Origin of the sequence: Meiothermus cerbereus DSM 11376 (assembly GCF_000620065.1) — a bacterium.
GTDB lineage: Bacteria > Deinococcota > Deinococci > Deinococcales > Thermaceae > Meiothermus > Meiothermus cerbereus.
In genome coordinates this window covers 44,585-67,343 of record NZ_KK211061.1, presented here as the reverse complement: position 1 = coordinate 67,343, position 22,759 = coordinate 44,585, and the positions used below count along the sequence as shown (strand labels likewise).

Here is a 22,759-nt window from a genome sequence, read left to right as displayed (position 1 = left end):
AACCGCTCTGAGACAGCCCTTTTGAAGACCGCACTATGCCCTTGCCACAGGCTGTTCTTTGCCCCGGCGGGTCTTCTTCGAGGGGGGCGCTGCCTTGTGCTCGAGGGCTCGCAGCCCTCCTACCAGCGTCCAGTCCAGCACCTGGTCCAACGCCTCGGCAAAGTGAAACTGAAGGTTCTGGCGCAGGTAAGCAGGGATGTCTGAAAGGTCGGGCTGGTTTTGCTTAGGCAAAATCACCTCGCGGATTCCCGCACGGCGAGCGCCCAGCACCTTTTCTTTCACACCCCCAATGGGCAGCACCCGCCCGGTAAGGGTAATTTCTCCGGTCATAGCCACATCGTTGCGCACCGGGATTTCGGCCAGGGCCGAGACCAGCGCTGCGGTAATGGCAATGCCCGCCGAGGGGCCTTCTTTGGGCACGGCGCCCGCTGGAACATGGATATGCACGTCTGAGTTATCGAATCGCTCGAGGGGGATACCAAAGCGAGCTGCGTTTTTCTTGGCGTACGAAAGGGCCGCACGCGCCGACTCCTTCATCACGTCGCCAAGTTGACCGGTCAGAATCAGGTTGCCTTTGCCCGGCATGACCGAGACCTCGATAAACATGATGTCGCCCCCTACCGGGGTGTAAAACATCCCCGTGGCCACCCCAATCTGGGGCGTTCTGGCCTCCGACTCGGGCTGGAAGCGCGCCGGGCCAAGGTATTTTTCCAGGTCGGCTTCGGTGATGCGTACCCGCTTTTTCCCGCTTTCCAGAATGGAGCGAGCGGACTTACGCAACAAGGTGCCGATCTCGCGCTCGAGGTTGCGTACCCCGGCCTCGCGGGTGTAGTGAGTAATCAGGCGCATCAGCGCAGCCTCGGTGATGTGTACCTGGTTTTCCTTAAGCCCATTCTCGCTCATCTGACGGGGCAGCAGGTAGCGCTTGGCGATCTCGAGCTTTTCCTGTTCGATGTAGCTGGTAAACTCGATCAGCTCCATGCGGTCGAACAGGGGCCCGGGAATGTTCTCGGGGAAGTTGGCGGTGCAGATAAAGAGCACCTCGCTCATGTCAAACGGAACGCCCAGGTAGTGGTCGGTAAACTCCTTGTTTTGCGCGGGGTCAAGCAGCTCGAGCAAGGCCGCTGCCGGGTCGCCCTGGTAAGAAACCCCCAGTTTGTCTACCTCGTCCAGCAAGATGACGGGGTTCTTGCTGCCAGCCTGGCGCATGCCCTGGATGATGCGTCCTGGCATGGCCCCGATGTAGGTGCGGCGGTGGCCTCGAATATCGGACTCGTCGCGGGCCCCACCCAGCGAGATGCGGTGGTATTTACGGCCCAGGCTCTTGGCGATGGACTTGGCGATGGAGGTCTTCCCTACCCCTGGCGGCCCCACAAACAGCAAGATGGGGCCTTTGGAAACCTCCTCTGGCGGAATTTCGCCCTTCTGCTGGCGCTCGAGCTTCAGCTTGCGCACCGCCAGGTACTCCAGCACCCGATCCTTGACCTTTTCCAGCCCATAATGGTCTTCATCCAGGATTTTTTTGGCTTCCCGCAGGTCAATCTGGTCCTGGGTGCGGGTGTTCCAGGGAAGGTTGATGATCCAGTCCAGATAGGTGCGCACCACGCTGGCTTCAGCCGAGTCGGGGTGCATGCGGGCAAAGCGGGAAAGCTCGCGCTCCACTTCAGGCAAAACATTTGCAGGTAGGTTCAAAGCGGCAATTTTCTGGCGGAACTCCTCCACCTCCACCTCGCCCTCTTCACCATGAAGCTCGCGCTGGATGGCCTTCATCTGCTCGCGCAGATAAAACTCCCGCTGGTTTTTATCAATTTCTTCTTTCACCTGCTGCTGAATACGGCGCTGGGTCTCCACCAGGTCCAGCTCAGCATCCAGCAAGATGGCAATGCGCTTGAGGCGATCCACCACCGAGGGGGTGGCCAGAATCTGCTGCTTGTCTTCCAGCTTGAAGTCGAGGTGGAAGGCAATGTAATCGGCCAGCTGCGAAGGGTCTTCCAGGTTCAGCACAAACTGCGCCACTTCGGGCGAGACATACTTGCCCTCGCGCAGCAGGTTCTCAAAGCGCTCCTTGACCTCGCGGAATAGCGCCGTCACCTCGGTAGCCTTGCCTTCAACCTCGGGCAGCCGCATCACGCTGGCTTCCAGGTAGCCGGTGGCCTGGTAATACTGCTGTACCTTTACCCGAGCAAAGGCCTGTACCAGCATCTGCACCGAGCCATCGGCGTTTTTGCGCATGCGGAGGATGTTGCAGGCGGTGCCCACATCGTACAGGTCGTCCGCGCCGGGTTCCTCTACTTCTTTGTCCCGCTGGCTGACGATCAGGATGACCCGCTCCTGGGATAAAGCGGCCTCGATGGCCCGTATGGATATAGCCCGCCCCGCATCGATGGGCATGACCATGCTGGGGTAAATCACCGAGCCTCGTACCGGACATACCGGGAGCCTCTCGGGAAGGTTAGTGTTATTTTTTTCGGTTTTGTCGTTCATAATCAACTCCATATCTATCGCAAGTGTACAGGCAGTCCCACCATTGGGGGTTTTTCTCGAGTGGGTCTGCACCCTGAGTCTATTATTATCAAGTTTACTGATTATATCAATGGCAATAAGAACCCCCAGCACAATGCCGTATGCTGAAACGGATGAGACGCACTGGGGTTTGGGTTCTTCTATTGCTATGGGCCCTGGTTTCCTGGCCCAGCAGTCCAGCCGGTAACAGTCTGGGCGGGCCGGGATGGAGCAGTGCCATCGCCCAGCGCAGTGGAGGCGGTGTGGGCGGTCGCGGTGGCTTTTCGGCACCCCGCTCGAGCCCCTCCATTCCCAGGGTCAATCCCTCGCCTGCTCCCTCCCTGCCCCTGCCAACCCCGCGCCGGTATCCCAGCTACCCCACCTACCCCCCCAGTGCCCCAGGCTATCCCAGCACCCGACCGCCCGTTTTTGTAACTCCAGGAGCGGGCTACAACTTCGACCTGATCGCACTAGTGTTCATTGTGGGCATCGTTGTGGTCAGCCTCTCGATGGTGCGGGGGTTGCAACGGGCCGCAACTGGCGCTGGAGCAGGCAGCGAGCTCGAGAGCACAGTGGCCCGGCTTCGACTAGCCACCCTCTACAGCCCCCAGCTGCAGGCCAGCCTGCGCCACAATGCCGAGGTAGCCGATACCGAGAGCGTGCGGGGGCTGGCCGACCTGATAGACAACACCGCCGTGTTGCTGCTGCGCGAGCAGGCTGGCTGGCGGTATGGCATGTATGAGGTTTGGATGGGCAGCCTGGACAAAGCCGAGGGGCAGTTCGATGCCTGGATGACCGAGACCCGCTCGGAGTTTGTTGAAACCTACCGGCACTTCGAAGGCAAAGAGGTGGTTCAGGGCGCTTATCAGCCCAGGGCCGAACCCGATGGGCGCTACCTGCTGGTAACGCTGTTGCTGGCCGTGAGGGGCAGCCTGCCCCCGGTAGCCACCCCCTTGCGCCGCGAGGGGGTGCGCCAGGCCCTAATGGCCCTGGCCTCCTCGAGCCCCACCAACACCCTGGCCGCCTACGTGGCCTGGACCCCCGAGTCCGAGGGCGAAGCCCTCACCGAGCAGGACTTGCTGCTGGGCTGGCCCAAACTCGAGCTGCTCTAGCCACCGGATGCCATTAAACCCTGGCCTCGGCCAGGGCCTTCACCGCTTCGGCCACCTCCAGGTAGGGGGGCTCCTGGGCCGCCACCTCGGCCACCCAGGCCCAGGCGATGCGGCCGGAAGCCTCGAACACATAGGCCGCCCGCTGGGAAAAGCCGGGTAGACCCCGCAGGCTAATCTCGAGCCCAAAGGCCCGGGTGGCTTCCCGGTTGTAATCGGAGAACAGCGGAAAGGCCAGACCCAGCGACCTGGCATAAGCGGCCAGGGTCCAGGGGGTGTCCACACTCAGGCCATACACCTCAACCCCAAGCTGGTTGTACTCCGCCAGCCCATCGCGGAAGGTGCACAGCTCCTTTTCGCACACCCGGGTGTGTGCAGCCGGAAAAAAAAGCAATACCCCCGGCCTTCCTTGTGCCAGCCCCGCCAGCGATACCGGCTCGGCAGAAGTGTTGAACACGGTTACCTCGGGTAGACGGTCTCCTACGTGAATCGCCATAGCCCAAGATTACCCAATTTTTGCGTCTGTGACTTGTATCAGGGGAAGCGCTCCCGCCAGTCCAACACGCCCAATGGGCCGCTGTTCGGGCCTACCCCTGCCCTGGTCTACTATTCGCTTGGCCGGAGGATATTAGACTTGGGAGTATGGTAGTCAAACGCCGCAAAACACCGACGGTCTGGGTGGGGAAAGTACCCAAAGGGGGCGACCACCCGGTGGTGGTACAATCCATGACCAATACCGACACTGCCGACATCGAGGCCACCGTAGCTCAGGTCTGGGCCCTGGCCCGCGCGGGCTCCGAGGTCGTGCGCATGACCGTCAACAATGACGAAGCTGCTCTGGCCGTACCTGAAATCAAGCGTCGCCTGGCCGACCTGGGTGTGGATGTGCCCCTGGTGGGCGATTTTCACTTCAACGGCCATATTCTGTTGCGCAAGTACCCCCAGATGGCGCTGGCCTTGGACAAGTACCGCATCAACCCCGGAACAGTGGGAAAAGGCAAACAACAGGACCCCAACTTTCGCACCATGTGCGAGGTGGCGGTGGAGTACGGCAAGCCGGTGCGGATTGGGGTGAACTGGGGTTCGCTGGACGCAGGCTTGCTCGAGGAGATGATGGACGCCAATGCCGCCCGCTCCGAACCCAAAGATGCCCACCAGGTCACGCTCGAGACCATCGTAGAGTCGGCGGTTCGTAGCTACGAATGGGCCCTGAAGTATGGCCTCAGCGAAGATAAAATCATCCTATCGGCCAAGATTTCAAATGCACCCGACCTCTGGTGGGTCTACCGCGAACTAGCCCGGCGTACCCATGCGCCGCTGCATTTAGGGCTAACCGAGGCCGGTATGGGCGTGAGCGGCATCGTGACCAGCACCGCGGGCCTGGTTCCCCTGCTGGCCGAAGGCATCGGCGATACCATTCGGGTCTCCATTACCCCGGCCCCCGGCGAACCCCGCACTAAGGAAGTAGAAGTAGCCCTGGAAATCCTGCAATCCATTGGGGTACGGCAGTTTACCCCCAGCGTAGCCAGTTGCCCTGGTTGCGGACGCACCACCAGCACCTTCTTTCAAGAGCTGGCCCTGCAGGTTTCCACCCGCCTGAGCACCCAGATGCCGGTCTGGAAAAACCAGTACCCTGGCGTCGAAAACCTCAAGGTAGCGGTAATGGGGTGCGTGGTCAACGGCCCTGGTGAGTCCAAGCACGCCGACATCGGAATTTCGCTGCCCGGCACCGGCGAGGCCCCCCGCGCTCCTGTGTATATCGACGGGCAGCTGGTCACCACCCTCAAGGGCGACCATATCGCCGAGGAGTTTATGGGTATGGTGGAGGAATACATTCAGAAGCGCTTTGGCAAGCAGATGGCCTAACCCGCTTCCACGCAGACCCCACCCGTCCAGCCGCCTTTCATGTGGTCGGCTGGTATTTCTGAGTACACCCAGGGCAAGTACGGCAGCAATTCGAGTAGCAGTAGGTCTGGTTACACCATTTTAGGCCGATTTTTGTGTAGTGCATTGGTTTCTACAATAACTTTTGTGTTGTATTTTTTGTGTATATTTTGCTTGCTGTGTATAAGTATTCGAGTTTGCGCTTACATAAATGACACACCTTACCTAACCTGGTATCCAAGGAGGGAATACCATGGAGACCACCCTGACCCAGAGCAACACCCCAATGACGCAGTACCAGGGCTCGAGCCGCCTGATCCGTCCTGCACGCCTGATTCTCAGCCGCCCCCCCACCAAGAGCTCCGTGAAGGCCATCTGGGATGGCTTCCGCATGAATAGGGCCTGGGGTGAGGCCATCGAAACCTACGACCTGAACCACGAGTAGTGCAGCGACAAAGAAAAAAAGCGGCGGCCCGGGTCGCCGCTTTTCCAGTGCGCTGCCTTCAGCCAATGGTCACGCTAGGCTCGTTGCCGGGCTTCCACTTGATGGTACAGCCAATGGCGTTGGCTTCGGTAACGGGGGGCTCCTGCCCCTGTACTAGGGCCGCTAACACCAGGTCCAGGGTATGCTCTCGCACGCTGGAGGGGTCTTTAGGGGCGTCGTTGACCCGCCCATGGTAGCGGAGCTTACGGCTCTGGTCGAAGACGAAGACTTCTGGGGTACGCAGGGCTTTATAGGCCTTTGCGGTGGCCTGGGTTCGGTCGAGCAGGTAGGGGAAGTTGAAGTTGTGCGCCGTGGCAAAGGTCTGCATGGCCTCCGGTGAATCTTCGGGGTAGCGCTCGTAATCGTTGGGGTTGATGCCCACGAAAGCCACCTTACCCCGGTATTTTTCGGCCAGCGCAACAATTTCTCGGATAGAGCCCTTGACGTAAGGGCAGTGGTTGCAGATGAACATCACCACCAAAAACGGCTCGCCAAAGGCCGAAAGCCGCACAGTCTGGCCCGAAAGATCGGGCAGCTCCGCCTCAATAAGGCCCGCACCCAAGGATAGTTGGTCATACTGCAGCATGGTTTAATGCTAGCAAACTTCACAACCAAAGAAATAACGTGTGCTTATTGAAACATCCGCACCGAGTTTGGATACCCCTCGAGCCAGTCCGATGAGGGCACGAACGTACCCAGAAACTGGGCCTGACCGGTCAGTTCAATGGCCTCCCCGGCCCCAATCAGCAAGGTATCCCCCCAGGAGAGCGAACCTTCCAGCCACTCTGCGCCCCCCGCTACCAGGGTCAAAAGCAAAAAGCTATCCTCGGGTGCCCGCAGGGTAAGTCGGCCACGTAGCTGGTAGCGCTCGAGCACAAACGCCGCGCAGGCCAGCAGGATTTCTTTGTGGTGCGCAGGTAGCGGGGTGAGGTGCGGAACTGGGGTAGGCTCGAGCTTGGCCACATCAAGCCCTTTCTCCAAATGCAGTTCGCGGGGCCGCCCGTAGTCGTAGAGGCGGTAGGTCAGGTCGGAGCGCTGCTGCACCTCGTAGAGCAGCAGACCGGGCCCCAGCGCGTGAATGGTTCCTGCTGGCACGGGGATCACCTGCTCCGATGTCACCCATTCGCGCTGCAGCCAGTCCCAGAGGGTGCCGTCCTGGGCCGCCTGGGCCAGGCTTTGGCGTGCCAAGGGTTCGCGCAGGCCATAGACAATTTCCCCCTCGCCCTCGAGGATATACCAGGCCTCGGTCTTGCCGTGAAAGCCACTGGCCGCCTCGACGGTATGGGCATAGGCATCATCGGGATGTACCTGCACCGAGAGCCACTCGGCCGTATCGAGGAATTTGACCAGCAGGGGGAGCTCGAGGCCATACTTGCTGTAAGCGGCCTGACCGATAAAGTCGGCGCCAAGTTCTGGCAAAACTTCCACTAGGGTTTTTCCCGCCAGCGGCCCTGAGCGAATGCGGTTCTGGTCGTAAGCCAACCAGAGCTCCCCAATGGGGTCTTGGGTTTGCAGGCCAAGCCGCTCAGCAATGCGGGTTCCTCCCCAGACCCGCTGCACTGGTTTGGCCTCGAGGTCTACCACAGTATGTTTCATGCTGCCGATACTACAGCCTCGCAAACCCAACCAGCAGGCCAAATGCACCAATCCCGCCCCGTACCGAGATTTGACAAACCCAACGATGCTGGTCTATGTTTGGGTCTATTTGTGAAACCGATTGCCTTTCGAGCCCCGCATTTTAGAATGGTTTTCAGAGAAAACGCCGCAAGGCCACAAAGGTGCAATTGCTCTGCGGCCAAGGTTTTTTGTCGCTGGCGTCGGCAAAAATAGCAGACTGCAACAGGAGCATCCCGCAATGCGTATCTTAGCGCTCTCCGACCAGGTTCATCCATTTATCTACCAGGAGCGCTTTCCCTACAACCTGCCCGCTTTCGATCTGGTGCTACTGGCTGGAGACCTTCCGGGCAGTTTTATCGAGTTTGTGGCCACCAAGGTGCGGGTTCCGGTGGTGTATGTGCATGGCAACCACAAAGAAGAGTACGTCCAGGATTACCTGGGCAACCTAACGCCTCCGGGTGGCGCCATCAAGGCCCATGGGCGCATTGTGGAGGTGGCGGGGGTCAGGATTGCCGGCTGGGGGGGGTGCCCACGCTACAACGACCGCGACATCGGCCAGTACAGCGAAATCGACGCTAAAGCCCGGTTTTTGTCCTGGTATCCGGTCTTGCTGCCACGCCGTTTGCGCACGGGGCACGGGGTAGATATCCTGCTTAGCCACGCCCCACCCCCGGGGCCTCACGCCGGATCCGACTTTGCCCACCGGGGCAGCACGGCCCTGGGCTTGTTCCACCGCCTTTACCGGCCCAAAATACATGTACATGGCCATATTCACCTCTACGAAGCCCAGCCCAGGCGTGAGTACACCAGCCCCGAGGGGGTACGGGTCATCAACGCCTTTGAGTACACGCTGATCGAGCTATGAACATCACCGGAAGACTGTGCGTCGTCAGTGGGGCCAGCAGTGGCATTGGCAAAGCCGCGGCCCTCGAGCTCGCCGCACGCGGAGCCCGGCTGGTGCTGGTGGCCCGCCGAGAAGCCGAGTTGGGGCAGCTTGCCGCTCAAATCGTCTCGGCAGGTGGAGCGGCCTGGGCTTTTCCCGCCGACCTGAGCAAACCCCAGGAGGCAGTCCGTCTGGGCGAACAGATACTTGGGGAACTGGGCGCCCCCGATATTCTGATTCACAGCGCCGGGGCAGGTGAGTGGCGCTTTCTGGACGAAACCCCCATAGAAGACCTACAGCGCCTGATGGACACCCCCTACTTTGCCGCAGCCTATTTGACCCGGGTTTTTCTGCCGGCCATGCTGAAACGAAACCAGGGCTTCATTCTCTCGGTCTGCTCGCCCGCCAGCAGGTTGGTCTGGCCGGGGGCTACCGGTTACGTGGCTGCCCGCTGGGCCCTGCATGGCCTTACCGAGGCCCTGCGGGCCGATTTGTATCACAGCAATCTCAAGGTTTGTGCTTTTTTTCCGGGCAAAATTAGCGATAGCGAGTATTTCGTCCGCAACACCCATAGCGAAAACCGCATCCCCAAAGTGGGGCGGTTTATTCCCGAGATCACCTCACGCCAGGCCGCCTTAGGCATCGCGCGGGCCATCGAGCTCGAGGCCAGGATTATGTTTGTGCCCTGGCAGCTCTACGCCTTCGACCTGCTGGCCCGCTGGCTCCCTCGGCTCGCCGAACACCTGGCCTGGAATACCGGAGCCAGGCGCAAGGGGCCATAGGGCGACCATAAATGCGCGGCATTTTGCTATTCGTGTTGACGAAAGGCCGCATCAGCTCAGGCCAGGTTCTGCTCCAGCCAGGCTTTGGCTGCCGACAATTCCTCCGGATGGAGTTGGTGGCCCCCCTGTTGCCAGCGTAGCTGTACCCGCGCACCGGCTTTTCCCAAGCGGTCTGCCAGGGCCTGCACCCGTGCCACAGGCGACCAGGCGTCCTGGGTTCCGGCGGCCAGAAAGGCGGTTTTCCCGGTCAGATTGGGAAGTGGCGATACCTCCAAAGGCAACACCGGACGCAGCAAAACCGCCCCGGCCAGTACCTCCGGGTGCAAGAGCATCAGGGCCGCGGCCATGTTTGCGCCATTGGAATACCCGAGCGCATATACCTGGCTGGCATCTAGGCCATAGCGACGGGTGGCCTCCCAAACAAACTGGGCCAGGTCGGCGGCCTGGGCTTTGAGGTCTTCTTCGTCAAAAACGCCCATGGCCAGGCGCCTAAAAAAACGCGGAGCACCGTTCTCCAGCACCTTACCTCTGGGAGAAAGAAGCGCCGCACCGGGTGCCAGTTGGTGCGCCATCGGCAACAGATCGTGTTCGTTGCCGCCGCTGCCGTGCAGCAACAACAGCGTGCTGGCTAGGGTTCCAGCCTCAAAATGATGGACAAAGGATAGGGATGTCATGCAAACCGTCGGGAGGGGCTTTCATCTCTGAACGCGCTCGGGTTGGGGGCCTCGAGCCTGGGCAGCACCGCCTCGATTTGCGGGCGCTGCGGTTCCAGCCAGGGGGGCAGCACCAGCGCTTCCCCCAGTTGGGCGGGGTCTTCGTCCACGGTAAAACCTGGGCCATCGGTGGCCAGCTCGAACACCACACCTCCTGGCTCGTTAAAGTAAACCGACTTGAACCAGAAGCGATCGATCTGTCGGGTGGCCGGGATTCCCGCGGCCAGAATCCGTTTGCGCACCTCCATCTCGTGGGTGGTGTCATCTACGCGCCAGGCCAGGTGGTGAATGCTACCGGTTCCCCACTGGCCCTTGGGAAGGTGGGGCAGTTCTTTGATGTCCACAAATTTTCCCGAGCCGCCGCCCGCTACCGTATAGCGGCTCCAGCCCGCCTGGTGTCCGGCAAACTCAAACCCCATCACTTGGGTCAGAAAATCGGCACTGGGGGCCAGGGCCTGCTGCCACAGCCGAGCACCGTGCAGGCCCATAATCTGGCGGTTTTCCGGCACATCGGTACGTTCCCAAGGGCTAAAGGGACGGGGCGCGGTCTCGACCAGGGCCAGCTCGAGGCCATCCGGGTCGCGCACGGGCAAGGCCTTCTCGCCAAAGCGCTCCTCGGCAGCCCCCAGCCGCACCCCATAACCCTGTAAGCGGGCCTCCCAAAAAGCCAGGCTTCCTTGCGGTACTGCGAGCTGCACTTCCACCGCAAGCCCGGTGCCTTTGCGGGTGGGGGCCATACTTTCCCAGGGGAAAAAGGTCAGGTCGGTGCCAGGACGCCCCTCTGCATCGGCGTAGAAAAGGTGGTAGGTGCCCGGGTCATCCTGATTTACGCTCTTCTTGACCAGGCGCAGCCCCAACACCCCCGCGTAAAAATCCAGGTTGCGCTGGGCCTTGCTGGCGATAGCGGTGATGTGGTGAAGTCCGCTAACGGTTTTCACTCCAGCTCCTTTCGCATGGAGGTAAACAAGCATGAGCCCCCTTGTTCTTGGCCCTGGAATGAGGTGAGACCCACAGCAACCGGCCAGAATATCACGCAGCAACCTCAGACTGGGCCGCAACCGCCTCGACTTCGATCTCGAACCTCACCTCTTCCCCCACCAGCAATGCCCCGAACTCGAGCACCTGGTTCCAGGTAAGCCCCCAGTCCTTGCGGTTAATGACCCCCGAAGCTGTCGCGCCGATACGGGTCATGCCCCAGGGGTCCTTGATGGCAGGGCTCACCTCGGCCTCGAGCACCACCGGCCGGGTAGTATTACGAATCGTCAGCAGGCCGTGAATTTTGTACTTATTCTGGCCCAGTGTTTCAATTTGGCTGCTTTCAAAGCGTATTACGGGGTATTGCTCGGCATCCAGAAAATCGGGTGAGCGCAGGTGATTGTCACGCTGGGCGTCACCTGTTTCAATGCTGGCGGCATCAATCGCCACTTCAATTTTGCTCGGGGCACCCTGTTCGTCTGTCAAAACAGTACCAGCAACTTTTTTGAACTGGCCGCGTACGGTAAAAAAGCCCATGTGCTTTACAGCGAAGGCAACGGTGGTGTGGCTGCTATCCAGATTCCATTTCATATAAGGCTCCTCCTGCTTCGATCTGCTGGGTCATTTCGGATCAGCTAGCGTATGTTATTATATAGCGCTTTGTTTTGTCAAGCATTTGGGCAAAAAAAGCAATAAGTGTGCTATCATTAGCCAAGTATGGCTAAAGCTGTCGCTTCAGAAGCCACAGAGGCAGACCACAACTTTTGTCCTGTTTACGAAGCGATTAACGTATTACAGGAGAAATGGACTTTGCATATTATTCGTAGTTTATTGAATGGCCCCAAAGGCTTTAATGAGTTATCCAGGGCGGTCGGCGGCTGCAACCCGGCAACCCTGGCCCAGCGCCTTGAAAAACTAGAGCATCTGGGCATCATTTCCAAAACCATTCACTCCACCATGCCCCCACGAACCAGCTATGCCCTAACGGAGGCCGGGCAGGCTTTACAGGCCGTTATAGAGGCCATAGACCGCTGGGGGCGCCAGTACCTTCCTGGGCCAGTCGAGTAATCAATCGGTTGGTCGAGCCATCCGCACTTGCTTGGCAAGCTGTACCCTTGCCGGTGTTGGTTCGGTTGTATTTGTTAGAATCATTTCCAAACCGACCGTATGGTTGCTTTGTAGCGCCAATATACCTGGGTTGGAAAGGCCTTGGATAGGCTAGGATTATGGTGAAATCTAAACCGCTGCACCTCGAAGATGTGCTGGAAGTATTGGGTCAACGCGGGGTGTATACCATATTGCGCTCGCTAGAGCAGCGTGCGTTGCGTTTTGGCGCATTACAGCAAGCCACTGCCCTGCCCCCAAGAAGCCTGTCGTTGCGCCTGAAAGAGCTCGAGGAGATGGGCCTGATTAGCCGAACCGAGTACCAGGAGGTTCCACCGCGCGTTGAGTATGCCCTAACCCCCAGGGGCGAGGCGCTAAAACCTGCCCTCGAGGCCCTTGCCCGTTGGGAAAGCACAGCCCCCTGAAAACGATGTCCGGTACAAAAAACGTTGTACTGGGCAATTTGTCTTGCAGGGCGCGCAGGTGTGCGCGGCACTATCACACAAACCTTGGGGTCGGGCGGTTCGCTGTGGCTTGGAGTCCAGGTGAGCAAAGCTGGGATTATCACATCTTCACAGACCTGGCCTCCCATCCAGGAGGCCACTGTGCTATGCAGTACAACGCAAACAAGTTTTTGAGTGCTTCAATAACTGCGAAGAGCGTTCTAAAAGCCACCCCCTCTCCTTTAGCGAAGGAGAGGGGATTCGAAAGTTAGGGGGATTTTTAGAAGTCCATGTCGCCGCCCATGCCGCCCGCGGGCGCGGCAGGAGCTTTCTTCTCTTCGGGCTTCTCGGCCACCACAGCCTCGGTCATGAGGATCAGCGAGCCGATGGAAGCCGCGTTCTGCAGGGCAGTACGGGTTACTTTGGCCGGGTCAACAATACCCCACTCCATCATGTCGCCATACTCGCCGGTAGCGGCGTTGAAGCCGTAGCTCTTGTCTTTCTTGCTGAGGATGTTGTTGACCACCACGCTGCCTTCATAGCCAGCGTTGGAGGCAATCTGACGGGCAGGCTCCTCGATGGCACGCAGCACGATCTTGGCGCCGGTGGCCTCGTCGCCCTCGAGCTCCTTGATCAGGTTCTTGATGGCCGGCACGGTGCGCAGCAGGGCCACGCCACCGCCAGGCACGATGCCTTCTTCCACCGCGGCGCGGGCCGTGGAGAGGGCATCTTCGTAACGGTGCTTCTTCTCCTTCAGCTCGGTCTCGGTGGCCGCACCCACACGGATCACCGCAACACCACCAGCCAGCTTGGCCAGGCGCTCTTGCAGTTTCTCCTTGGCGTATTCGCTATCGGAGGTCTCGAGCTCCTTCTTGATGCCGTTGATGCGGGCCTCGATGTCTTCTTTCTTGCCCTTGCCACCCACCACGGTGGTCTCGTCCTTGCTGATGCGCACACGCTCGGCGCGACCCAGCATCGAGAGGGTAGCGTTCTCCAGCTTGAAGCCCAGCTCCTCGCTGATGACCGTACCACCGGTGATGGCCGCCAGGTCTTTGAGCATCTCTTTACGGCGATCACCAAAGCCAGGGGCCTTGACGGCAGCGATGTTGAGGGTGCCGCGCAGGCGGTTGACCACCAGGGTAGCCAGGGCTTCGCCTTCGATGTCCTCGGCGATGATCAGCATGGGCTTGCCGGTCTGGGCTACTTGCTCGAGGATGGGCAGCAGCTCCCGCACGTTGGAGATTTTCTTCTCGGTGATGAGGATGTAGGGCTCATCGAGCTGGGCTTCCATCGCGTCGGGGTTGTTGACGAAGTAGGGCGAGATGTAGCCCTTATCGAACTGGTACCCTTCCACGAAGTTCAGCTCAGTGTCGAGGCTCTTGGACTCCTCAACCGTAATCACGCCCTCACGACCCACCTTCTCCATGGCATCGGCAATCAGGTTGCCGATCTCGGCGTCGTTGTTGGCCGAAACGCTGGCCACTTCAAAGATGGCCTTGCGGTCGTTGACGGGCACGGCCATCTCCTGGATATTCTTGATGGCCACTTCCACGGCCTTCTCGATGCCGCGCTTGAGGTCGAGGGGGTTGGCGCCAGCAGCCACGTTGCGCAGACCTTCGCGCACGATGGCCTGACCCAGCACAGTGGCGGTGGTGGTACCGTCACCGGTAATGTCATTGGTTTTGGAGGCAATCTCGATCATCAGCTTGGCGCCGATGTTCTCCAGGTGATCCTCCAGCTCGACCTCCTTGGCTACACTTACCCCGTCTTTGGTAATGGTGGGGCTGCCAAATTTCTTTTCCAGCACCACGTTACGCCCGCGGGGGCCAAGGGTTACCTTTACAGCGTTGGCTACTGCGTTCATGCCGCGCTCGAGGCTCCGGCGTGCAGCTTCATCAAAAACCAGCATTTTTGCCATTGTTATGCTCCTTTCGGTCTTGCTTTGTTCGAGTTAAAACGGGCTAACAGCCTCAGGCTTCTTACAGCACAGCCAGTAGATCGCGCTCAGAGAGAATGATGTACTCTTCGCCGTCAATCTCAATCTCGGTACCGCCGTACTTGGCAAAGACCACGGTATCGCCCTCTTTCACTTCCAGGGGCAGTTTGGTACCGTTGTCCAGCACCCGCCCGCTACCCACGGCAATTACTTTGCCCTTCTGGGGCTTTTCCTTGGCAGTGTCGGGCAGCACGATGCCCCCTTTGGTCTTGGCTTCTTCTTCGATGCGCTTGACCACCACACGGTCACCGAGGGGTCTGAGCATGGTTGCTGTTGCCATAGAATTTCCTCCTTATTGCGGTTTATTGACAGTCTTGGGTTTAGAGTGTCAACCCAGCTCTATATTATTCGGGTCTTTCCAGAAGAATGTCAAGAGGGCTGGGCTGTAAGACCCAAGACAGTTGAGTCTACTCATATCAAGCTGGGCATTCCGGCTGCCGCAAAAAGCGCCGCAGCTGAAGCCATGCAAGCGATTCTTCGACCTGCTCCCAAACCGCCCACCAAAGCACCTGGGCAAACCCCAGTGCATAGGGTAGACCCTATTCGGTTTCAGGAGGGCAGCGCTGTCTTTTTGCCTCGTACAGTATCAGGGCTGCCGTTACCGACACGTTGAGGCTGTCGGCCTGGCCCTGCATGGGAATCTTGACCCTTTGTGTGGCTCGCTCGAGCCACACCTGGCTCAACCCCTGGTGCTCCGTACCCATCACGATAGCCACCGGCCCTCGCAAGTCCACGTCCCAGTAGGTTAGGTCGCTGTGCGGGGTGGTGGCCAGCATGGGTATCTGGTGCTGCACCAGCCAGTCCAGAACAGCTTGCTCGCTGGCAACAAAGGTGGGCAGCGAAAAAATCACGCCTGTGGAGTTGCGAACCACCTGGGGGCTATAGAGGTCTACCCCACCCGCCACCAGCACCGCGTCGGCCCCGGCGGCATCGGCAGAGCGCAGCAAGGCCCCCAGGTTTCCGGGTTTTTCCAGCCCCACCGATACCAAGAGCAGGGCATTTTTGGGCGGCTTGTAGTGGGCAAGGGAGGGGTTGGGCCTGCGGGCCACCACCACCACCCCTGCCGGGTTTTCGCGGCTGCTGAGCTTTTTGAGCACCGGCTCGGAAACCTCGATTATGCTCAGGCCTTCGACGCGCCCCAGGTCGGCCAGCACCCTGGCCTCGGCGGGGCTCTGGTGCTCGGCACAGTAGGCTTCGACGAGCTCGAGGCCCGCCGCTAAGGCCCGCTCAACCTCCCTCGAGCCCTCGATCAAAAACAGCCCTGTTCGCTCCCGCTCTTTGCGCTCCTTGAGAAGTGCCGCAGCTTTAATACGGGGGTTTGCCGTGGAGGTAATGCGCATGGGCTCATCCTAAACCAACCCTGCACGTCGGCACTAAACCCAACCCCTGGCTGGAGGCTGGAGATGCATGGGTGGATTCAGTAATCTGAACTTCAAGGTACGTAACACCAGATAATGATGTAATTTCTCGTTAATACGGCCCCGTTGGGTATATCTTTGAATTGCCCTTCCAGACGTAGGGACAATTGATCCGGAGGACTTATGAAGCAACTCGGTAAGCCCGCTATATTGGCAGCGCTAACCCTGGCCCTGGCGGCCTGTGGTAGCTCGGTACAGAACGTCTCAGGTGAGGGGGTCTCGGCGCAAATCACCTATGGCGAACTTGACGGCAACCGCCACCCCTATGTGGGCCTGATGGTAGCCCAAGACGCGGATGGAAACCCGCTGTGGCGTTGCAGCGGAACGCTGATGTCACCCACCATCTTCCTTACCGCCGGTCACTGCACCGAACCCCCCGCCGCCAAGGTGGAGATTTGGTTTGACGCCGACGTAGACGCAGGCAGGCCCGGCAATGGCTTCCCCTTCACCGGCCAGACCGGGGGCACGCCCTACACCCATCCGCAGTACAACCCCAACGCTTTCTTCCTCTACGACCTGGGAGTGGTCGTACTCGACGCCAACCGGCCTATGTACATGAGCCAGTACGGCGCCCTACCCAAACAGGACGTGCTCGACGACCTGGCCCGCCGTCGCGGCCTGAAAAACGTCACCTTTACAGCAGTGGGCTACGGCTTGCAGCAAATCAACCCGGTTTTTGTAGAAGCTGCACGTGTCCGCATGCTGGCAAGGCCGCACCTGGTGCAGATCAACGTACCAGGCCAAACCGGCGACTTCTCCATCTTGCTATCGAATAACGCTAGCACCGGTGGCACTTGCTTTGGTGACTCGGGCGGCCCCAATTTCATCGGCAGCAGCAACGTCATTGGCGGGGTCACTTCGTTCGGTAAAAACGGCAACTGCGCCGGTACGGGCGGTGTCTATCGCGTAGACAGAAAAGACGACCTGGACTGGCTCGCCGCTTTTGGGCTGTACCCGCAACCCTAGCTCGCAAGGGCGCAAACCGGCCGGTAGACATTATCGGTCGGTTTTTTGGTCGGCCCAGGCAAGCCCGGCCTGCTTCAGTGGGGCAGCAGCGGGCGCAGGTAAGTCCGGATCTGGTCGTAGTCGAAGGTGTAGACCGAGCCGTTGGGGGTGGTGATCTCCAGCAGATCGCCGCCGTCCTCTACCACCCGGCGCAAGAGCAGAAGACCCAGGGGGTTGTAAAGCTCTACCTGGGCTGCCCGATAGGCCCCCTCGAGCCGGGGCCGGGGGTGGCGTTGGGTCAGGCCATAGGGGGAGACCTGTGTTTCGGGCACCTCCACGGCCTCGTGCGACCAGGCCGACTCGTTGGGGTCGAGCAGCTCGTCTTCTTCCAGGTGGGCCAGGCCCCCGGCCAGCTCGAGCGCCGAAAGCCACAGCTCTTCCTCCCCGACCCCATCCGACAAAACCAGCTTGAGGTTGTCGTAATTGTTGTCGTCTTCCAGGTGGGCCCAGAAGCCCTCGGGGGGTTTCATGGCTTCAGTGTACGACAGACTATTTATGTCAAACGTCCCTCTGCACAAAGCGCCGCCCCATAGGCCGTAGCCCAACCAGACATAGGGGCAATAAGGGGCCTGGGCTCGAGCTGGTAGAAATACCAGACCCGCTCGAAGGCCTGACGGATGGGCTCCAGGTCGGGCAGGTGCCCCACAATCACAATCTGGGATAGCCCTGCAGCCCGCGCCGCATTGATGGCCAGGGTGGCGATTACCTGGCCCACCAGCGTGACCAGGCCCGCTGCCAGATCCTCACGGCTGGGGCTGGTCACTTCTACCAACCGGCCCAGGTTGACCGCGGTGGCGTTGGGCGGCAGGTGCCCTATGCCCCCTCCAATCACGTCCATCAGCGTGGAGTCCACACCGCTGGGGTTGCCCTGGGCAGCTAGGCGGGCTACCTCGAGGGGATCGGCCGTACCCAACAGCAGCCTGGATAAGCCGAGCAGGGTTCCGCCCCCCACCGCCGAACCCGTGAAGTGCTGGGCTTCGGCCCCTCGCGCCAGCACCATAGCCGTACCGGTGCCCGCCGAGACCACCAACGCCTCCCGCAGCCCGGTGAGGGCCAGCGCACCACGTCCCACCGCCTGAACCTCACCGATTTTCTGAACAGGTATCCCCTCGAAGACCTCGGGCAGCAAACGGGACAGCCCGCCTGTGCTGGCAATGGCCCCCAGCTGGGCCGGCCCCACACCCAGGCTTTGCAGCACGGCAGCCAGAGCTTCCGCACGGGCAGGCCCGGTCTTGAGCGTCTGCTTGGCCACTATGCTGTCATCTTCAACCAGCACCACATCGGTATTGGAAAGCCCAAAGTCTACGCCAAGCTTCAGCATGAAGCCCAGGATAACCTGCCCGATCCAGGATTGTGGGGGGTTTGGAGCCACTTTAGACCCCAGCGGCCATCCCTCATGGATTGCTGTAAACTTTACATATTATAGCGCTTTGGATAACATAAAGCCATGTTGCAGAGCGCAAACTCAACCCTGGCACTTACCGGGCTGACCCTGCGGGTACAGAACATAGGGCGCCAACTGGCCTTTTACCGCGATCTGCTGGGCCTCGAGGTAATCCGTAGCCAGCAGCAAGAGACCGAACTGGCCCTTCCAGGCCGTCGATTCACCCTCACCTTGCAGCCTGAGCCCAGCGCTCCGCTGCGCCCCCAGCCCACCCTGGGGCTGTACCACTTTGCCCTGTTGCTACCCAGCCGAGCCGCCCTAGCCAAAGTCTTCCGGCGGCTGGTCGAAGCCCGCTATCCCCATTTTCAGGGGGCCTCCGACCACGGGGTCTCGGAGGCACTTTACCTGGCCGACCCCGAGGGAAACGGGCTCGAGCTCTACCGCGACCGGCCCAGAACGGACTGGCCTTTTATAGGCGATCGGCTGGCCATGGTTACCAAGCCGCTTGACCTGGAGGCCCTTTTGGCTGAAGCCGAGGGCAGCGAAGGCCTCGACCCCCAGACCAGCCTGGGGCATCTGCACCTTCACGTGCGCGACCTGGACGAAGCCCAGGCCTTCTTCGAGGGTCTTGGCATGGAGCTTATGCAGGGGGATTATCCCGGCGCCCGCTTCCTGGCCGCCGATGGCTACCACCACCACATCGGCATCAACCTGTGGGCTCGAGGTCGTACAGCACCACCCCATACCACCGGCTTGCTGGGCTACCAGCTGGCCCTAAGGGGCCGCCCCGCCCAGCGCTTGAGCGACCCCAACGGCGCCAGTGTAGAAGTTGTGCCCCTGTAGACGAACCCACGCCCAGCCCGGGCCATCTTAGTGAAACTGCTATTATCGGGTAGATTGAAAGCGTGACAGCCTTCAGCAAAAGCGACTTCGGCCCTGGCTTTTCCTGGGGGGTGGCTACCTCGGCCTATCAGATTGAGGGCGCGGTGAGCGAGGACGGGCGCAGCCCTTCTATCTGGGACACCTTCTCGCATACCCCCGGCAAGATCAAAACCGGCGAGAACGGCGATGTGGCCTGCGACTTCTACCACCGCTACCAGGGCGACATCGCCTTTATCCGCCAGATGAACATGCAGGTTCACCGCTTTTCGCTGGCCTGGCCCCGCATCCTGCCGGGTGGAACCGGGCCGGTTAACCCCAAAGGGCTGGACTTCTATCATCGGGTGATTGACCGGACGCTGGAACTGGGCCTAAAGCCCTGGGTGACCCTGTACCACTGGGACTTACCGCAGGTTCTAGAAGATAAAGGGGGCTGGACCAACCGCGAAATTGTGAGCTGGTTTGGCGAGTATGTGGAGGTGTGCGCTCGCGCCTTTGGTGACAAGGTTAAGCACTGGATGGTGCTCAATGAGCCTACCGTGTTCACTGCGCTGGGCTATATGCAAGGTAAACATGCCCCTGGCCGCAAGGGCCTTGGCAACTTCCTGCCCGCTGTCCACCATGCTGCTATGGCCCAGGCCGAAGGAGGGCGCATTTTGCGGGCTAATGTAAAGGATGCCCAGATTGGCACCACCTTCTCGGCCTCCTACGTAGAGGCCGCTGGCCCCACCTGGCTCAGCCGCGCTGCAGCAGCCAGCTACGATGCGGTGGTGAACCGGCTCTTCATCGAACCCGCCCTGGGGCTGGGCTACCCCTGGAAAGCAGCACCCTTCCTGCTGGCCCTAAAGCGCTACATCCGCCCTGGCGATATGGAAAAGCTGGCCTTCGACTTCGACTTCATCGGGCTCCAAACCTACTTCCGCCAGCAGGTGCGCTTCGATCCGCTGGCCCTGGGCACATTTGCCCGCGAGATACCCCATGCTGAGCGGGGAGGCGAGCTGACCGAGATGGGCTGGGAGGTCTGGCCAGAAAACATCTACCTGTTGCTCAGGCAGTTTAGCGCCTACAAAGGGGTAAAGCGCATCCTCATCACCGAGAACGGGGCCGCCTTCCCCGACACCCCCCAGGGCGAGCGGGTCAGCGACCCCCAACGCTTGAAGTACATTCAAGACCACCTGGCCCAGGTTTTGCGGGCCAAGCGCGAGGGCGTGCCGGTAGAGGGCTACTTCTATTGGAGCTTGCTGGACAACTTCGAGTGGGCCGAGGGGTACCGGCCCCGCTTTGGGCTGGTGTATGTGGATTACCCCACCCAGAAGCGCATCCTAAAGGACTCTGGGCGCTGGTTTGGCGAGTTCCTGGCCAACTGACCAGCGGGTCAGTTAGAATGGCTGGGATGAGTACCCTACCCAAGCGCACCGAACTAGCCAAGGAACAAACCTGGAACCTCGAGGCCCTGTTTGCCTCGGAAGCTGAGTGGCGAAAAGCCCTGGAAGAGGCCGCTCGAGGCGTAGAAGCGGTCAGGCCCTTTGCCGGACGGCTGGGGGAATCGCCCCAAGTATTGCTCGAGGCCCTGGAAATCCACCAAAACCGGATGCTCGAGGCCATGAAAGTGCTTCAGTACGCCTCGCTGCAGCTCGCCACCGAGGGCACCAACCCCAACTTTACCCGCATGGTGGGCGAGGCCCGGGCGGTGGTCGCAGAGCTCGCCGCAGCAGGGGCCTACCTCGAGCCCGAGCTACTCAGCCTACCCCAAGCGACCCTCGAGCGCTTCATTGAAGCCGAGCCAAGGCTGGCAATCTACCGGCACTACTTCGAAGCCCTGCAAATCCGCCAACCCCACATACAGAGCGGCGAGGTAGAGGCGGTGCTGGCCGCAGCTTCCGACCCCCTGGGGGCCCATGCCGCCACCGCCAACGCAGCCACCAACGCCGACATGCAGTTTAGAGCAGTTGAGCACCAGGGCCAGAGCCTCCCCGTCTCGCACAGCACCATCGGCGAACTTTTGGTTCACCCCAGCCCCGAGGTACGCAAAGCCGCCTGGGAGTCGTATGCCGACGGACATCTGGCCTTCAAGAACACCCTCACCCACACCCTGCAGGGCAGCATCAAGAGCTTTGTTTTTCAAGCGCGTACGAGGGGTTATAAGGACAGCCTCGAGATGGCCCTGGCCGGAAGCCGCACCTGCGGCGACAACATCCCCAGAACGGTGTACGACCACCTGCTGGCCACCTTCCAGGCCCACCTGCCCACCTGGCACCGCTTCTGGCGCATCCGCAAAAAGGCCCTGGGCGGCAAGCTGCATAGCTACGACGCGCCGATCTACGACGCGCCCGCCCCCCTGGTGCCAAGCCCTAAAATCAGCTTCTGGGAGGCCGCCGAAATTATCTGCCGGGGCATGGCGCCGCTGGGGCCCGAGTACGTAGAACCCATGCGGCGGGGCCTGTTCGAGGAGCGCTGGGTGGACTGGGGACAGAACCAGGGCAAGCGGGCCGGGGCCTTCTCCTCGGGCCTCAAGGGCACCTTCCCCTATATTTTTATGAGCTGGTCGAACGATATCTTCTCGCTGAGCACCCTGGCCCACGAGCTGGGCCACTCCATGCACAGCTACTTCACCCGCCAGACCCAGCCCATCATCTATGCCCGCTACAGCCTGTTTATCGCCGAGGTGGCCTCGAACTTCAACCAGGCTTTGGTGCGGGCCATGCTCTTGCGCGAGGCCCAGACCCCGGAACATAAACTAGCGGTGCTGGAGGAAGCCTTCAGCAACTTCCACCGCTACCTGTTCGTGATGCCCACCCTGGCCCGCTTCGAGCTCGAGCTCTACCAGCGCATCGAGAAGGGCGGGGCCCTGACCGCCCCTTTCCTGATCGAACGACTGGCCGAGCTCTTCGCCGAGGGGTACGGCGGCGAGGTGGAGCTGGACAAAGAGCGGCTGGGGGCAGGCTGGATGAACTTCTCGCACCTCTATAGCCCTTTTTACGTCTACCAGTACGCCACCGGCATCGCGGCTGCCAACGCCCTGGCCCGCGATGTGCTCGAGCAGGGCGAGCCCGCTGCCAAGCGCTACCTGGACTTCCTCAAGGCCGGCGACTCGGTGTATCCGCTGGAGGCACTCAGGATTGCCGGGATTGACATGACCAGCCCCGAGCCGGTGGAGCGTGGTTTTGCCGTACTTGCAAGCATGGTGGACGAGCTCGAGCGGCTGGTGGGGTAAAACCCTTCACCGCCAGCAGTTCGGATAAGCACGCACAGTTTAGGCAGGTTGGTGTACCCTACACCCTAAGAAACTGCGCGAACCCCAAGCAAGTGCCAAAACCCAGGGGGGTTCGCGCAAGCCGAGAAATCGGCCAGGGGACATTGAAAACCCGCATTTGCCTCACCCCGCGCCACCCCGCGTCGGAAGCACTTTTGGGGGGGTTCGCGCAAACCCCCCCTTGAACCCCGTCCAGCACGCACGCTAGAATGAGGCCGTTGCACTCGGGCGAAAGCTCGAGTGAGGATTGAAACCTCGATGGCCTCGGCGATGGCGATGGCCGCCGCCCTGTTGCACTCGGGCGAAAGCTCGAGTGAGGATTGAAACC

23 protein-coding genes are annotated in these 22,759 nt (G+C 60.5%); 11 read left to right on the top strand and 12 right to left on the bottom strand.

What is annotated here, in order from left to right; translation table 11 throughout:
• Positions 1–33: 33 nt before the first annotated feature.
• On the bottom strand, positions 34–2,484 hold the full coding sequence (lon, locus tag Q355_RS0113450; RefSeq protein ID WP_027878246.1) for an endopeptidase La: 2,451 nt from the start codon (positions 2,482–2,484) through the stop codon (positions 34–36).
• 152 nt (positions 2,485–2,636) lie between these two features.
• Between lon and Q355_RS0113445 the strand changes: the two genes are divergently transcribed.
• A complete protein-coding gene (locus tag Q355_RS0113445) occupies positions 2,637–3,614 on the top strand; it encodes a DUF1517 domain-containing protein (RefSeq protein WP_245597590.1) in 978 nt (325 codons plus the stop codon).
• A 13-nt stretch (positions 3,615–3,627) separates the two neighbouring features.
• On the opposite strand, the gene Q355_RS0113440 is transcribed toward Q355_RS0113445, so the two are convergent.
• A complete protein-coding gene (locus Q355_RS0113440; RefSeq protein ID WP_027878244.1) occupies positions 3,628–4,107 on the bottom strand; it encodes a redoxin domain-containing protein in 480 nt (159 codons plus the stop codon).
• 146 nt (positions 4,108–4,253) lie between these two features.
• Between Q355_RS0113440 and ispG the strand changes: the two genes are divergently transcribed.
• Both ispG and Q355_RS0113430 read left to right on the top strand, forming a co-directional pair.
• Positions 4,254–5,477 (top strand): flavodoxin-dependent (E)-4-hydroxy-3-methylbut-2-enyl-diphosphate synthase, encoded by a 1,224-nt coding sequence (gene ispG, locus Q355_RS0113435; RefSeq protein ID WP_027878243.1) that lies wholly within the window; start codon positions 4,254–4,256, stop codon positions 5,475–5,477.
• A 271-nt stretch (positions 5,478–5,748) separates the two neighbouring features.
• Positions 5,749–5,940, top strand: coding sequence for a hypothetical protein (locus Q355_RS0113430; protein ID WP_027878242.1), 192 nt, complete (start codon positions 5,749–5,751; stop codon positions 5,938–5,940).
• Between the two features lie 58 nt (positions 5,941–5,998).
• On the opposite strand, the gene Q355_RS0113425 is transcribed toward Q355_RS0113430, so the two are convergent.
• Both Q355_RS0113425 and Q355_RS0113420 read right to left on the bottom strand, forming a co-directional pair.
• On the bottom strand, positions 5,999–6,565 hold the full coding sequence (locus tag Q355_RS0113425; RefSeq protein WP_027878241.1) for a thioredoxin family protein: 567 nt from the start codon (positions 6,563–6,565) through the stop codon (positions 5,999–6,001).
• A gap of 44 nt (positions 6,566–6,609) precedes the next feature.
• Complete coding sequence (locus Q355_RS0113420; RefSeq protein WP_027878240.1) at positions 6,610–7,575, bottom strand: type I phosphomannose isomerase catalytic subunit; 966 nt, start codon at positions 7,573–7,575, stop codon at positions 6,610–6,612.
• Between the two features lie 259 nt (positions 7,576–7,834).
• On the opposite strand from Q355_RS0113420, the gene Q355_RS0113410 reads away from it, so the two are divergent.
• Entirely contained in the window at positions 7,835–8,461 is a 627-nt protein-coding gene (locus Q355_RS0113410) for a metallophosphoesterase (RefSeq protein WP_027878239.1), read from the top strand.
• Positions 8,458–9,261 carry an SDR family NAD(P)-dependent oxidoreductase gene (locus Q355_RS0113405; RefSeq protein WP_027878238.1) on the top strand — a complete coding sequence of 268 codons (804 nt, stop codon included), beginning with the start codon at positions 8,458–8,460 and terminating at the stop codon, positions 9,259–9,261. The genes Q355_RS0113410 and Q355_RS0113405 overlap by 4 nt, the downstream gene beginning before the upstream one ends.
• 56 nt (positions 9,262–9,317) lie before the next feature.
• Here Q355_RS0113405 and Q355_RS0113400 read toward each other — a convergent pair whose 3' ends face one another.
• The 3 genes from Q355_RS0113400 to Q355_RS0113390 all read right to left on the bottom strand — a co-directional run bounded on the left by Q355_RS0113400 (position 9,318) and on the right by Q355_RS0113390 (position 11,540).
• A complete protein-coding gene (locus tag Q355_RS0113400; RefSeq protein WP_027878237.1) occupies positions 9,318–9,935 on the bottom strand; it encodes an alpha/beta hydrolase in 618 nt (205 codons plus the stop codon).
• Positions 9,932–10,912: a ring-cleaving dioxygenase gene (locus Q355_RS0113395; RefSeq protein ID WP_027878236.1), complete on the bottom strand. Its 981-nt coding sequence runs from the start codon at positions 10,910–10,912 to the stop codon at positions 9,932–9,934. Before Q355_RS0113395 ends, Q355_RS0113400 begins: the two co-directional genes overlap by 4 nt.
• A 91-nt stretch (positions 10,913–11,003) precedes the next feature.
• On the bottom strand, positions 11,004–11,540 hold the full coding sequence (locus tag Q355_RS0113390) for a YceI family protein (protein ID WP_027878235.1): 537 nt from the start codon (positions 11,538–11,540) through the stop codon (positions 11,004–11,006).
• Positions 11,541–11,666: 126 nt separating this feature from the next.
• Between Q355_RS0113390 and Q355_RS0113385 the strand changes: the two genes are divergently transcribed.
• Both Q355_RS0113385 and Q355_RS0113380 read left to right on the top strand, forming a co-directional pair.
• Entirely contained in the window at positions 11,667–12,017 is a 351-nt protein-coding gene (locus Q355_RS0113385; protein WP_027878234.1) for a winged helix-turn-helix transcriptional regulator, read from the top strand.
• 158 nt (positions 12,018–12,175) lie between these two features.
• Complete coding sequence (locus Q355_RS0113380) at positions 12,176–12,478, top strand: winged helix-turn-helix transcriptional regulator (protein WP_027878233.1); 303 nt, start codon at positions 12,176–12,178, stop codon at positions 12,476–12,478.
• A gap of 298 nt (positions 12,479–12,776) precedes the next feature.
• On the opposite strand, the gene groL is transcribed toward Q355_RS0113380, so the two are convergent.
• The 3 genes from groL to Q355_RS0113365 all read right to left on the bottom strand — a co-directional run bounded on the left by groL (position 12,777) and on the right by Q355_RS0113365 (position 15,832).
• Positions 12,777–14,414, bottom strand: a complete 1,638-nt coding sequence (gene groL, locus Q355_RS0113375; protein WP_027878232.1) for a chaperonin GroEL — start codon at positions 14,412–14,414, stop codon at positions 12,777–12,779.
• A 61-nt stretch (positions 14,415–14,475) separates the two neighbouring features.
• Positions 14,476–14,772 carry a co-chaperone GroES gene (gene groES / locus Q355_RS0113370; protein WP_027878231.1) on the bottom strand — a complete coding sequence of 99 codons (297 nt, stop codon included), beginning with the start codon at positions 14,770–14,772 and terminating at the stop codon, positions 14,476–14,478.
• Positions 14,773–15,031: 259 nt separating this feature from the next.
• Positions 15,032–15,832, bottom strand: a complete 801-nt coding sequence (locus tag Q355_RS0113365; protein WP_027878230.1) for a TrmH family RNA methyltransferase — start codon at positions 15,830–15,832, stop codon at positions 15,032–15,034.
• Positions 15,833–16,033: 201 nt separating this feature from the next.
• Here Q355_RS0113365 and Q355_RS0113360 point away from each other — a divergent pair, with 201 nt between their 5' ends.
• Positions 16,034–16,876, top strand: a complete 843-nt coding sequence (locus Q355_RS0113360) for a trypsin-like serine protease (RefSeq protein ID WP_036259638.1) — start codon at positions 16,034–16,036, stop codon at positions 16,874–16,876.
• A gap of 74 nt (positions 16,877–16,950) precedes the next feature.
• Here Q355_RS0113360 and Q355_RS0113355 read toward each other — a convergent pair whose 3' ends face one another.
• Together Q355_RS0113355 and Q355_RS0113350 are read right to left on the bottom strand one after the other, a co-directional pair.
• Positions 16,951–17,385 carry a hypothetical protein gene (locus tag Q355_RS0113355; RefSeq protein ID WP_027878228.1) on the bottom strand — a complete coding sequence of 145 codons (435 nt, stop codon included), beginning with the start codon at positions 17,383–17,385 and terminating at the stop codon, positions 16,951–16,953.
• Positions 17,386–17,408: 23 nt separating this feature from the next.
• Positions 17,409–18,236 carry an acetate and sugar kinases/Hsc70/actin family protein gene (locus Q355_RS0113350; protein ID WP_027878227.1) on the bottom strand — a complete coding sequence of 276 codons (828 nt, stop codon included), beginning with the start codon at positions 18,234–18,236 and terminating at the stop codon, positions 17,409–17,411.
• Positions 18,237–18,362: 126 nt separating this feature from the next.
• Between Q355_RS0113350 and Q355_RS0113345 the strand changes: the two genes are divergently transcribed.
• The 3 genes from Q355_RS0113345 to pepF all read left to right on the top strand — a co-directional run bounded on the left by Q355_RS0113345 (position 18,363) and on the right by pepF (position 22,392).
• On the top strand, positions 18,363–19,142 hold the full coding sequence (locus Q355_RS0113345) for a VOC family protein (RefSeq protein ID WP_036259634.1): 780 nt from the start codon (positions 18,363–18,365) through the stop codon (positions 19,140–19,142).
• 62 nt (positions 19,143–19,204) lie between these two features.
• Positions 19,205–20,545: a GH1 family beta-glucosidase gene (locus Q355_RS0113340; RefSeq protein WP_027878225.1), complete on the top strand. Its 1,341-nt coding sequence runs from the start codon at positions 19,205–19,207 to the stop codon at positions 20,543–20,545.
• A 26-nt stretch (positions 20,546–20,571) separates the two neighbouring features.
• On the top strand, positions 20,572–22,392 hold the full coding sequence (gene pepF / locus Q355_RS0113335; RefSeq protein WP_027878224.1) for an oligoendopeptidase F: 1,821 nt from the start codon (positions 20,572–20,574) through the stop codon (positions 22,390–22,392).
• Positions 22,393–22,759 lie beyond the last annotated feature (367 nt).